The following is an 11,761-nucleotide window of genomic DNA, read 5'->3' as shown; positions in this document are numbered from 1 at the left end:
TTGGCTTCTGAATACGCGACCTCGCAAGCGGTTTGGGTTTAAAACACCGCAAGAACTAATGGAGCGTGAAATGGACGGAGGGTTGATACGTGTTGCACTTGATTCTTGAATCCAAGCAGAGCCCTTTATAGAAAAATGGGCTCTGACCCCTTATCTGACTCACTTGGCGTGAGTAGGGTAAGCTTCGCAACGGCCAGCGTAATAAAGGACTAGACATGTATAAAGGCGACTATCAGTTAGTGGGCTCCGAGATGAGCTTCTTCACGCGCAAGCTAGAGGCCCAATTGCGGTTCCAAAATATACCCTGGAGCTGGCGCTTCAAGACGGAGGAGCGCAAAGCCGAATTAGAGGCACGGGCCGGTACCCACTTTATCCCGCTTCTGGCGACTCCGGACAAATGGTTGCTCAACGACACCATCGCCATTGGCCCAATGCTCAACGAGCGTTTCCCGCAGCACCCCGTAGTTCCTGAGTCACCACTGCAGCGCGCCTGCTGCTACATTCTGGAGGATGCCTTCAATCATTGGCTTGGGCGCGTATGCGTGCACAGCCGCTGGTGCTACCCGGACAACGTAACTTGGGTAGGCCCGCGTTTTGGCGCCAATATGATGCTGGACCGATCCATCGAGACCCCGTTCTCAGCTGACGAGCTAGAGCAACTGGCTGGTATTGGCCCGATGATGTACGAGGGGTTTGGCAAGAATGTGTGTCAGTATAATGGCGTGGGGCCAGATCAGGCGGAGGCCGTCAAGGGCGACTTCCAGAATATGCTGGACGCGCTGGCAGCGCATTTTGCGAATAACGACTTTCTGCTGGGCCAACGCCCCTGTCTCGCGGATTTTGCCCTGGCTGGGGCCAGCAAAGCCCACTTCATATGTGACCCGGAACCTACGAGCTGGCTGGGAGAACACCGGGAAATGATGTTTGATTACACCGAGCGCTTCTTCACCGACTGGGACACTACAACCGATTCCTGGCCTGAAGAAGATCAGCTACCCGATACACTTAGCGTGTTGTTGGATTACTTGCAGGGAACCTACTTTAAGTTCGCCACCGCCAATATAGCCGCGGGGCTGGCCGGTGAGAAGTACTATGAGTACGACTATGGTTTCGGACTCACTCGGGCCCGTACCCAGAAACGCCTGAACGTGGCGCGATTACATGTGCAGGACGAATTGCTGCGTTTGGGTGCAGACACAAACATCACAATCAAGGAAGTGTTCGCTGGGCGTGGCATCCTTGAGCATTATCTTGCGTAGGACAGTCTCACATAACATTGTCCGCAAGCGGTATCCGACTTGGCAAAGGCCCCGAAGGAAGCGCTGCGCTTGATGACTGAACTAGGGGCCAGATTACTTACGATGCCACAAAAATGGGCTCTGACCCCTTATCCACATTTCGGTGTGCAGGTATCTGGCGTCAGTTCCCCTTAGCTCGCGGCGGTTCAGCCTGCACAGATCTAAAAACAGATGATTCAGCCCAGTTTCGTTCAATACCGACGCCAATGCGCAAGCCGACAACCGTCTCCAAATTATCTTCAAAATTTCGTGTCAACTGCAGGTTGGGGATGATCGTGAGCCAGGATCGGGGTTGCCACTTCCAGAAAATCTCGGTGCCGTACTGTGTATCGAAGCCCTGCTGTTTGCGATAGTCCGCCGGTTTTCCGTATATGAGTGATGCCGCCAGCTGTTGATCTGTTCGTCCAAAGGGGCGGTTCCAGGCGACGCCGAGTAAGCCACCCTGTTCCAGCGCTGCTTCGATAGAGGGATCATCCAGATTTTGGCTCTCACCCCCATCCCTGAAAGAGTAGCGACCAAACACGGCGTACTTTGCGCTGTCGCCCCATTCATGGGTGAATTGTGCCACCACGCCGGACTCCGACTCCCGCTGCTCGCGTTCGTCGATGTAATAGATGACGGCTCCAATGGCGGTATCGCCGTCATCGTTGGGGGGTGAATAAGTAGATTCCAGTAGATAAGCGTACTTACCATCGGCAAAGCTTGAAAAGTCCAGGTCCTGTTCCGCCTTGCTGTCGACAAAGGCAGCCTGGATGGACCAGTGCTTACCCCAGTAGGCCGCATTCGCACCAATGCCGATCGACTCCCACCAGGATACCACCGGGTTGCCGGAGATCATTTTACTGGTAAAGCCATTGGAGTTATCGGCGGTGTAGGCGGATGACAGGAACACCTGTCCGGGGAAGAACTTACCCATTCCCATTGAGACCCGGTCTTGGAACAACCACTGTTCAAGGCCCAGTACCAGGATGGTGGTGCTGGAACTTTCTGCAGCGATATCGTTGGTATCCCAGAGCAAGCCGGCCTTGTGCGACAGCTCTGTGGTCGAGTCCAGACCACCAAACTTGTCCGAGGAATTGACCCAGAACACCAGGTCGGTATTGCCCACCGCTGAGCGGGCGGGAGCATCGAGCAGGGTGAACTTGCCTATAACATCAAATGTGTAGTTCCCGGTATCGGTATCGGCTCTGGAGGCATACTGGTACAAGGGCACCAGGCTGACATTCAGGTAGTGCTCACCCGTCGCCAGCGCATCTAGGGCGCCGTCCAGTTGCGCGGCCCAGGTGCGAGGCACACCGCAGGTGAGCAGTACGGTCGCCGCCACAAAAAGACCTTTGGAAATCACACTCATCTTCGCGAATCCTATGCTGTTGGCGTATGAGGCGCCGGGAAACTCTGGGGTGTCGCATGGCGACTTCGATAGTTTAACCGGCTATTTGATAGAGGTGTATTTTCCTTCGCTATAGGAAATAGGGGTCAGAGTCCTTTACCATGCCACAAAAATGGGCTCTGACCCCTTAGCCACGATTAGTTAACTTTTCAAAACCTGATCTCGTGTTCGCGGCGCTAAGTAATATCAAAAACAACCTTGATCGCGCCGGCGGACCTATTGGCTGCAGCTGCAAAAGCTTCGGTGACTGCATCCAGGGGGAATCGGTGCGTGACCAGTGACTCCGCGACATCTGGATAGGCGTGCAATATTTTCCCGGCCTCCTCGAAATTGCGGTTGGGGCTTTTACAGTTGTATCCCAGCGAGGGGATCAGTTCGACTTCGCCGGTGCTAAAGGCGGGCTCCAGCTCCAAGTTTCCCCAGGAGACACCTACCAGGCCTACACGCCCCATAGGCTTGGTCATCTGCACCGCTTGTTGCAAGGAAGCCGAGCTGCCCACCGCATCTATGACGACATCGTAATGGCCCCTTGGGATTAATCCTGCACCCATTTTTTCCGCTGCTGCTTGCTGGTGATTGTGGCGTGCCGCAATATCGTAAGCGATGCCGCGTGAACGCAATGCAGCGCCAGTGGCCAGGCCTATGGGCCCTGCGCCGATAACCAGTACGCGCTCACCTTGTCTCACCCGTGCACGATCCAAGCCATGCACAGCCACTGCTAGCGGTTCAACCAGGCAGGCAGTGCTGATATCCAGCCCGGTGGGCAACTCGACAAGATTGGCGGCGGGCACTCTGACATATTCTGCCATGCCACCATCACCCAAAACCCCCATCACGAAAGTCCCGGCCTCGCAATGTACACGGTAGCCCTCATCGCAGGTGGAGCACTGTCCGCAGCCGGTAATCGGCTCGATGGCAACAGCGCGTCCATCTTCCGCAACGCCGGCAAATTCGTGGCCAATAATGTGATCGCCGAACGCATTCTGTGCCATCAAGTCGATATCCGAACCACAAATAGAAGACGAAACTACTTTGACCTTTACGCCTGCTCCGCTGGGCTCGGGAACGTCTACCAGCTCTGGTTTCTTATCAAAAACCTTAATCGCTTTCATGGTATCTCTCATTTTGGAGGCCGCAGCCGCTGTGTTCTGTTAGGCCTTTTGAAATAAGGTGAATAAGGGGTCAGAGCCCTTCTCCGGTTTTAAGCAGGGGGTGCGTGTGTCCCTGCACTAAAAGCCGTTGTTGGCTCAGTGGAGACCTTTCAGCGGTGATGTCTGCTTTGTTCCAGCTACAGCCATACGATCTATTAAGAGGTCACCGTAATGCCTGCGTGTGTGACTGACCGCTGTCGACTGGACGCCGGCGATAGGGTTATCAACTTTCAGATAAAAACTCGCTCAGTAGGTCGACTGGGTAAATTGATCCTATTTACGCTTTTCTGCGCTTCGTTGCAATTAGCCCCAGTAGTGCGGAGCCAAATAGCCAAGCTGCCGCCGGGATTGGGACGACTGAGGGGGGAGTGATGGGCGTGCCAATGGTTCCGCTGCCGCCCGAACCACCAGTAGGCGCTAAAACCGCAGATGTATGAGAACTAATAGCCGCGACTGACTGGGGACTCTCGCTCAATACAGTGCTAAGCATTGGCACAAGATCGTCGTCCGAGAACTCAACGCTCATGGGCTCGCTAGTCGGCACCGCAAGGTAGTTTTCGAACTGCGATATCGTCGGGGCTGCGTAAACGCCGCCTGAAAGTGTTATTGCCACCAGTGCTAGAAGTTTCGTTTTCATCGTGTCACCCCGTGAAGCAATTTGTCGGCAAGTTTCTGCAAATTTGTTGCACTGCGCTCTGAGTGTAGCAAAGATTCTGACAATCTCACATGGAGTCCTCGTCCATCAGAAACTTTGCGCTGACAAGATCTGGTGCAAGTTCAGTATCACATTTAGACAATGTTACAGCTACCACAGCACCACAAGCCTATAAGTAGGGAGAGCGAGAAAGGGGCGAGAAAGGGGTCAAAGCCCTTTTTCAGTGTTGCCGATATGGGCTCGGACCCCTCTCTCGATGGCCTGTGAATGTTTTGTAGAGTCAATGGATGCCCCAGAACTATTGTTGACTCAGATCATTGCCGGATACTCACTCAGAGTGTGATTCTTAGATTTGGTAGAAAGGAGAAATTTATGACTCTTATGTTCAAGATCGTTTTGCAGCTTTTGCTGGGTGCGATGATTTTAAGCTGCGCAACTCCCGCGAAGATTGAATACATTACTATTCCTGACTTCAAGTCCGTGGCTATTGTGCAGGCCGCAGATTTACCTTCCATCGAGAAGCTGAAAGATAAAGATCAGCGTATTCTTGATGCGGCCACTACCGGTTCCGCTTCCGGGGGTGTTGCCGGGATGCTTACCGGGGTGCTGCTTTGTGGCGCCACGGGACCTCTGGCAGGTCTTTGTATCTCGACGATGGGAATGGCCGGAATGGTAACTGGAGGTGCTGGTGGTCTTATATATGGCGCGGCCACGGCTGCAGAAGGGGAACACGCCGACAGTATTAATCGCAACCTGGCAAGCGTGAGCGACAAATACGATTATCAACTAGAAATGCACAACCGACTGATTAGTCAGGTGCCTGCTGATGAAACGCGGCAACGTGAACAGGCCGACATCATTGTTTCGCCTTTATTATCAAGCATTACCGTTCAACAGCTGGACGACGAAGAAATGTACCTGGTATTGACTGGTAACCTGATCTTCTCGTGGACTCATAGTAATGGAGAGGAGTACTTTGGCAAGGCCAAGTTTGACTACAAATCTGCTACAGCGCCCATAGTGCAGTGGAATGAAAACCAGGGAGCGATGTACGAAGAGGCGATTCTTGATGGTCTTCAGGATCTTGCCGAGAAAATGGCTGAACGCGTATCTGCTCGTATAGTCAGGGGTGAACAGAATATAAAAATAGATCAAGAAAATCTGCTGTAGCACAAAAGGGGTCAGAGTTCTTTTATGCTTTTATGATGTTGCTGCAATGGGCTCTGACCCCTTATTCAAAATGAGATAAGCTGGTCTTCTCAACAGCAGGAGGCTTGCACATGGGTGATGCCCAACAGATACGAGTTGAACCAGTAACCCCCGCCATAGGGGCTGAAATGCTGGGGATTGATCTCACCCAGATAACAGCAGGCCTGATCGAAGACGTTCGGGCAGCGCTACTGGAGCATAAGGTTGTGTTTTTCCGGGATCAAAAACTCTCACCGCAGCAGCATATAGACTTCGCCCAGCATTTCGGCGAACTTGAAGTGCATCCGGCGACGCCCAAGGCGCAAGAGAACCCGGAAGTATTACGCATCGAACATGGCCCGAATTCCAGAGGCTCAGAAAACATGTGGCACTCTGACGTGACCTGGCGTGAACAACCCTCATTGGGCTCCGTACTGCGCGCCATCGAGGTGCCGCAGCTGGGCGGTGACACCCTGTTCGCTAACATGGCGCTCGCCTACGACCGGCTGTCAGAGGCAACCAGAGAAAGAATTAGCGGCCGCATAGCGGTGCATGATATCGCGCGCGTATTCGCCAGACGGTTGAAGAAAACTCCGGAGGAGCTTCACGAGCAATACCCCCTCATGGAGCACCCCATCGTTAGAACACACCCCGAAACCAAGCAGCGCGTTGTCTACGTCAACGGAGCTTTTACCAGTCATATCAAAGATATGGATGACGAGGAAAGCAAATTACTATTGGACGAGTTGTTCAAGTCGGCATGGAACCCGGAAGTTCAGTGCCGTTTCAAGTGGCGGGCAAACTCAATAGCGTTTTGGGACAACCGCGTCTGCCAGCACTTTGCCACGTCGGACTATTTCCCCGCCGTACGTAAGATGGAGCGCGTCACCATAGCCGGCGATCGGCCGTACTTTGATGCCTGAATTTGTGAATTGGGGGTCAGAGTCCTTTACGATGCCGCAAAAAGGGCTCTGCCCCCTTATCCTTATCCACCGCAAAAAGGGCTCTGTAAAAGGGGGCAGAGCTCTTTTCTGGAGCCCTGATCCAATCCCACCCCACGTGTGCTAGGCCGCCTCAGCTGCCCAATCAACCAACAAGTGCTGGGTATCTTGTTGCCAGGGGTGAAAGCCTTCGGCGTAAAACTCTTTGTAGGGAGCCAGGCCACCGCTGAAGGCACCCTGTTTACCGAACAATCCGGTGATTCCAGAGCGCCATAGCTTGATGTTAAACAGTTGACCCTCTTTACGCAGGATATAAAGCAGCGCTCGCATGAGCTCCAAACCAATAAAGAATGTGGCGCGCTTCATGACGGAAACACGCAGCGCTTCGCTGCCCCCGACTGCGCGGTAAACATCGAAGGCAACAGACTTATGTTCCATTTCTTCGGCGGCGTGCCAGCGCCATAGTTCGCGCATTGACGGGTCGGCCTTATTCATCACCGAATCGGAGCGCAACAGCAACTCAGCCAGCACTGCTGTGAAGTGTTCTATTGCGACGGTAATCGCCAGGTTTTGCAGCGGCGAAAGATTTTTTTGTGCCCAGGCCAGACGCTTGGTCAACTTCCCTTCGAGTTTTTCCAGGTCGTATCCTCTAGCTGTACACAGTGCTTCGTTGTAACGCTGATGCTCGCGACGGTGGAAGCCTTCTTGGCCACAAAATCCGCGGATGTGCTCCTTTAAGGCTGGGTCTGTAATGTCATCACCAAAATGTCTGACACTATCGATGAAAAATTTTTCCCCGGCCGGGAACGTGATGGACATGCCGTTGAAGACCGCCGTAAGAAACGCGTTGTTATCCAGCCAATCTCCCTGCAGCGCTTGAGCAATATCATGCGAGCGATTGCGGGGTTTGATCTGCACACTAGCGGGCGTGGTTACCTGGCTGTGAACTTCAGTGGCAGAAGGATGGTTGGAGAGGAGGGCGGCTTGTGCTGTGGAAGACATGACTGAGCTCCGAGGGTGTGGGTTAGTAACGAGGTGCCATCCTAGTTGACTTGGTACGGGCTAATGGGGTTATATGCCATCAACTAGCGGGTTAAATGCCGCCATACTAAGAGTTAAATACAGTCACATATAGGGTTAAATACAATCAAGGGGCATCATGCACTCCTATTACATAGCGACATTACTGCAAGTATTGGAGCCCAGCGGCGTATCCCGCGAGCGACTGCTGCACAATACAGGTGCGCAGGAGCTCGAGTCTCAGGCAGCACTTAATCTGACTGCCCGTCAGCTTGATATTGCGTGTACCAATGCGCTTGAGTTGTCAAAAGACGATCAACTTGGGCTCAGATTTGGTAGCCAAATCAGCATCGCCTCTCAGGGAATCTTCGGTTATGCCTTGATGACCAGCGCGACTATTGGCGATGCCTTGAAACTCCTGGTGCGCTACAACCGCGTCATTTTGCCCAGCATTGGTATTGAATTGCAGCAACATGAAGGTGAAGTGGAGTTGTGGGTGAGGGCGGCGCATTTACCGCAGGCTCTGCAGCGCTTCTACACCGAAGTACTGTATGCCGCCATCGTAAACAGCGGCAGTATTTTATTGGGTCGGCAAACGGCTGTCCTGAATTTGAGGTTTGGCTATTCGGCCCCGGCCGAGTTGACCCAATATCAAGCTATTTTTGGCGATGAAGTACGTTTTAACGCGGTGCGCAGCGCTATGTTTTTCGACAATGCCAGCCTTAACTCGCCGATATCCACGTCCAACCCGATAGCGCGCGATATATTTAGGCGTGAGTGTGACCGCTTGATATCACGCGACAGTGAAGGGGGTATGGTGAGCGAGAGGGTGCAGCAAATTCTGTTGCAGGCCGGCTGCGAGTTCCCCACCAGCGCCAAGGTGGCGGGGCAATTGCATATGAGTGAGAGCACGCTGCAACGCCATTTAGCGAAGGAAGGGAATCGTTATCAGCAATTGCTGGATAAAGTGCGTTATCGGCTGGCTCTGGAATATCTTAACGGCACAAATCTTCCGGTTGCGGAAATAGCCAGCTTGCTGGGGTTTAGCGATGCCACCAATTTTCGCAGATCATTCAAACGCTGGTCCCAGACTACGCCCTCAGCTATTCGCGGTAGCGGCAAGTTAACTGACCAAGATTTCCGCGCCAGCATGATTTAGTATTGTCGATTCGGGCTCATTCTTTTGTGATTCTCAGTCGTGAATAGTGTCATGTGGCCGCTGCATCTCATATTCTAGTGGCCGTCAGATAGAAGGAAAATTCGCAGTGTATAAGTTGAAGGTACGGGTGTTTGCATTGGCGGGCGCATGTCTTTTGATGGCATTGGGCGGCTGTACGACGTCGCTTCACGGGTCATTTGTGACCAGTAGCTATCCAGGGGCGATGACGGGCAGTCCTGCAGAGAAACTGGGCCTTGTTGAGGGACGCAGCTGTCAAACTCAAGCGCTATACCTGTTTGCTAACGGTGAGCCGCCAACTACGGAGCAGGCGATCAAGGATGCCAAGAGCGAGCGCGCTGACACCAGGTTTATCGCTGATATATCCATTGATGATGAAGTTCGATGGGGGTTCGGTTATTCAGTGCAGTGTATTGTGGTTCGGGCGATGGCGTATCGATGACGGATGTAAGTAAATAAATAGGACACGTCACTTAAGGAGGTGGCACATTATAACAACCCCCAAAACAGTAGATTACGGATCTTCAAGATCAAGAGCAGCAGTTACCTGGCTGGTATACCCGGCATGTGTACTGCTGCCTTTTGCTGTGATTTTGACGATCATCGACCCTGACAATCTAGCAGCGATTATTCCCTTCGGAGTTCTAAGTCTCTTTACAGCGGGAATAATGGAGTGGATACACCCGCACACATTGCAATGGCGAAAGTCATATGGCGATATTCGTACCGACATATTTCACCAGTTGTTTTCCCTGCCGCTGTCGCAGTTACTTCGAGCCGGGCTTATCTATGCGTTCTTCACCATCATTCAAGAGCCCGCGGCGTCATTCGCGCTTATAACCTGGCCAACTCAGTGGCCACTGTGGTGTCAGGCTGCGCTGGGTCTTGTGGTGAGTGAGCTGGGCACTTACTCGCGGCATCGGCTTTTTCATGAATGGCATATCGGTTGGCGTTTTCACTCAGTACACCATAGTGCCAAACGCTTGTACTTCTTGAATGCACCGCGCTTCCACTTTGTAGACCTTTGCCTCAGCGGGTTAGCATCTGCGATACCGTTGGCTCTCTTTGGCGCACCTCCTGTGGTGGTGGTTCTGGTGGCGTTATTCACAGCTTTACATGGCAACTGGCAGCACGCCAATGTGCGTTACAAATTGGGCTGGCTTAATTGGGTCTTCGCGGGAGCCGAGCTGCATCGGTGGCACCACTCATCGATTATCAGGCACAGTAATAGCAATTACGGCAACAACTTGATCCTTTTCGATATTGTGTTTGGTACGCGCTGTCTTCCCAAGTCTGCGCAAGATATTGATGAGTTGGGGTTAGGTGAGAACGATGCTCAGTTCCCGCAGTCCTGGTGGCGACAGTTGCTGCTGCCGTTTCGATGGAAATCTATGTTGAAGGTCATTACGTCGAACGAAGAATAATAACGAGGCAAACGAGCGGCTGGGGTGTGTTCATTCAGTCGCCCACTTGACCCAGGGAAAAGAGAGAAAAGTATGATTAAAGCGCTGCGAATTTATAGCATAGCCTTCTGCGTGTTGCTTTTTATCGGTGAAACGGCTGTCTTATTAACCACCAATAAGTTCTGGCCACTATCGGTTGATGACTATGTTGCTATCGCGGTCCTGCTATATTCGCTGCGCTCGCTTGAGCGTCTCGAAGGGCAGCTGTTGCAGTTGGGAACATGGGCCTATATGAGTGGAAAGCTTTATACCATGATATTTATGAAACTCGACCCGGCTCTCGGCACCAGCGAGTCTGTATTAGCGCTGAGCGTTCTGCTCGCCGAAACAGTAGTGGGTCTGATTCTTGTCTGGTTCTGTATACGCGCGGGAAACCGCGCGTGAGGAATTCCGACCCCTTATCCCAGAAAGGGCTCTGACCCCTTATCCCGCGGGTTAGCTTTTCGCCTTGTCATCGATCGCTTTTAGCCCGCGTTGAATCAGCGAATTTTTTATCCGATCTGAAACCGGTTGAAAATACCGGCGGGGTGACAGGCGTGACTCTGGCTTCCAGAAAACCGGATCGCCATCGCGGATGCATCCCCCACGTAATACTGACGCATTGATGCCGAGGTGTCGTTCTGTGTGTTTCTCGAGCGTACGCAGTACTTTGCTGTCTTTTTCCAAACCCGGCTGGGGTTGTGCCGGCATAGAGCAGCGCACCGTCCTTGATTCACATTTGATGACGGTGTCACCGATAAAAAGTGCTCCGCCAACCCAGTCGAACTCATCCAGATTGTTACTTTTCTGGGCGCTCTCAATATAAATGTTCGGCCTGAAACGTCGCGGTTGAAAATCAGCTTCAGGCTCAAGAGAATTGAGCATTGCTATCGAATTACTGGTTAGTATATGCAGCGGATATACATCGTAAAGACTGCCCCTGGGTGTTACATAGGATCCAAGCTCCAGCATTTTAGACCAGGACAGAGAACCTAAACTAGGCATTCCGCCCCTGGCGTCAAACTGCTTCTTCATCGCCTGCTCGCCGGTGAGCGTCTTCAGGCGGTAAAATTCTTTATCCGATTTAGGCTGCACCGGTTGCAGGCTAACTTCCTTTTTCAGATACGCACTGAGAAGCTTGCTACTTTGCTGATCCCGGCTAAGGAACAGGGTGCCATCGGGAAGCTGCACCTGCACAGCGGGAACATCGCTACCTGTCTGGCCGGGCAGGGGCTGCCCTTCGAACCGAGCGGTGCAGTTCAACAGGCGCGGCAGTTTTCGGACACCGTTTATTTCATTCGTGGCCTCATCGCGAATCGCCCAGCTACGATCCCCAATCAGGCCGATCTTTTCTATTTGCGCTTGCTGCAGTAACTCGCCTTGCATGGACTTTACGGGATAGCGCCAAAGCTCCTTTACCGTACCTATCTGTATCTTCATTGATGTGCGCTCTCGCAGAATTGTTAGCGAAACCAGTATAGACAACTGTTTCTATGATT

General features: G+C 52.6%; 11 protein-coding genes. 7 read left to right on the top strand and 4 right to left on the bottom strand.

Annotated elements, in window-relative coordinates; translation table 11 throughout:
• Positions 1 to 215 precede the first annotated feature (215 nt).
• Positions 216 to 1,259, top strand: coding sequence for a glutathione S-transferase family protein (locus tag EYC98_RS14485; protein ID WP_279246054.1), 1,044 nt, complete (start codon positions 216 to 218; stop codon positions 1,257 to 1,259).
• 160 nt (positions 1,260 to 1,419) lie between these two features.
• On the opposite strand, the gene EYC98_RS14480 is transcribed toward EYC98_RS14485, so the two are convergent.
• Both EYC98_RS14480 and EYC98_RS14475 read right to left on the bottom strand, forming a co-directional pair.
• Positions 1,420 to 2,649 carry a carbohydrate porin gene (locus EYC98_RS14480; protein ID WP_279246053.1) on the bottom strand — a complete coding sequence of 410 codons (1,230 nt, stop codon included), beginning with the start codon at positions 2,647 to 2,649 and terminating at the stop codon, positions 1,420 to 1,422.
• A gap of 215 nt (positions 2,650 to 2,864) precedes the next feature.
• Positions 2,865 to 3,800: a zinc-dependent alcohol dehydrogenase gene (locus EYC98_RS14475; RefSeq protein ID WP_279246052.1), complete on the bottom strand. Its 936-nt coding sequence runs from the start codon at positions 3,798 to 3,800 to the stop codon at positions 2,865 to 2,867.
• A 1,066-nt stretch (positions 3,801 to 4,866) separates the two neighbouring features.
• On the opposite strand from EYC98_RS14475, the gene EYC98_RS14470 reads away from it, so the two are divergent.
• Entirely contained in the window at positions 4,867 to 5,664 is a 798-nt protein-coding gene (locus EYC98_RS14470) for a hypothetical protein (protein ID WP_279246051.1), read from the top strand.
• Positions 5,665 to 5,774: 110 nt separating this feature from the next.
• A complete protein-coding gene (locus EYC98_RS14465) occupies positions 5,775 to 6,605 on the top strand; it encodes a TauD/TfdA dioxygenase family protein (protein ID WP_279246050.1) in 831 nt (276 codons plus the stop codon).
• Positions 6,606 to 6,746: 141 nt separating this feature from the next.
• On the opposite strand, the gene EYC98_RS14460 is transcribed toward EYC98_RS14465, so the two are convergent.
• Positions 6,747 to 7,625: a metal-dependent hydrolase gene (locus EYC98_RS14460; RefSeq protein WP_279246049.1), complete on the bottom strand. Its 879-nt coding sequence runs from the start codon at positions 7,623 to 7,625 to the stop codon at positions 6,747 to 6,749.
• A 157-nt stretch (positions 7,626 to 7,782) separates the two neighbouring features.
• Here EYC98_RS14460 and EYC98_RS14455 point away from each other — a divergent pair, with 157 nt between their 5' ends.
• The 4 genes from EYC98_RS14455 (at position 7,783) to EYC98_RS14440 (ending at position 10,667) form a co-directional block, all read left to right on the top strand.
• A complete protein-coding gene (locus EYC98_RS14455; protein WP_279246048.1) occupies positions 7,783 to 8,802 on the top strand; it encodes an AraC family transcriptional regulator in 1,020 nt (339 codons plus the stop codon).
• A 106-nt stretch (positions 8,803 to 8,908) separates the two neighbouring features.
• Positions 8,909 to 9,262 carry a hypothetical protein gene (locus EYC98_RS14450; protein WP_279246047.1) on the top strand — a complete coding sequence of 118 codons (354 nt, stop codon included), beginning with the start codon at positions 8,909 to 8,911 and terminating at the stop codon, positions 9,260 to 9,262.
• A gap of 145 nt (positions 9,263 to 9,407) precedes the next feature.
• Entirely contained in the window at positions 9,408 to 10,244 is an 837-nt protein-coding gene (locus tag EYC98_RS14445) for a sterol desaturase family protein (protein WP_279246046.1), read from the top strand.
• Positions 10,245 to 10,316: 72 nt separating this feature from the next.
• Complete coding sequence (locus EYC98_RS14440) at positions 10,317 to 10,667, top strand: hypothetical protein (RefSeq protein WP_279246045.1); 351 nt, start codon at positions 10,317 to 10,319, stop codon at positions 10,665 to 10,667.
• 51 nt (positions 10,668 to 10,718) lie between these two features.
• Here EYC98_RS14440 and EYC98_RS14435 read toward each other — a convergent pair whose 3' ends face one another.
• On the bottom strand, positions 10,719 to 11,702 hold the full coding sequence (locus EYC98_RS14435) for an MOSC domain-containing protein (RefSeq protein WP_279246044.1): 984 nt from the start codon (positions 11,700 to 11,702) through the stop codon (positions 10,719 to 10,721).
• Positions 11,703 to 11,761: the final 59 nt, after the last annotated feature.

Source organism: Candidatus Litorirhabdus singularis (assembly GCF_026262625.1).
Taxonomy (GTDB): domain Bacteria; phylum Pseudomonadota; class Gammaproteobacteria; order Pseudomonadales; family Halieaceae; genus Litorirhabdus; species Litorirhabdus singularis.
Note: the sequence above shows the minus strand (reverse complement) of the source record. Positions and strands in the feature narration are given on the sequence as shown.

Bases quoted from the DNA above. Each gene is read 5' to 3' on its own strand.
- EYC98_RS14485 (WP_279246054.1), top strand. From the start codon at position 216: ATGTATAAAGGCGACTATCAGTTAGTGGGCTCCGAGATGAGCTTCTTC.
- EYC98_RS14480 (WP_279246053.1), bottom strand. From the start codon at position 2,649: ATGAGTGTGATTTCCAAAGGTCTTTTTGTGGCGGCGACCGTACTGCTC.
- EYC98_RS14475 (WP_279246052.1), bottom strand. From the start codon at position 3,800: ATGAAAGCGATTAAGGTTTTTGATAAGAAACCAGAGCTGGTAGACGTT.
- EYC98_RS14470 (WP_279246051.1), top strand. From the start codon at position 4,867: ATGACTCTTATGTTCAAGATCGTTTTGCAGCTTTTGCTGGGTGCGATG.
- EYC98_RS14465 (WP_279246050.1), top strand. From the start codon at position 5,775: ATGGGTGATGCCCAACAGATACGAGTTGAACCAGTAACCCCCGCCATA.
- EYC98_RS14460 (WP_279246049.1), bottom strand. From the start codon at position 7,625: ATGTCTTCCACAGCACAAGCCGCCCTCCTCTCCAACCATCCTTCTGCC.
- EYC98_RS14455 (WP_279246048.1), top strand. From the start codon at position 7,783: ATGCACTCCTATTACATAGCGACATTACTGCAAGTATTGGAGCCCAGC.
- EYC98_RS14440 (WP_279246045.1), top strand. From the start codon at position 10,317: ATGATTAAAGCGCTGCGAATTTATAGCATAGCCTTCTGCGTGTTGCTT.
- EYC98_RS14435 (WP_279246044.1), bottom strand. From the start codon at position 11,702: ATGAAGATACAGATAGGTACGGTAAAGGAGCTTTGGCGCTATCCCGTA.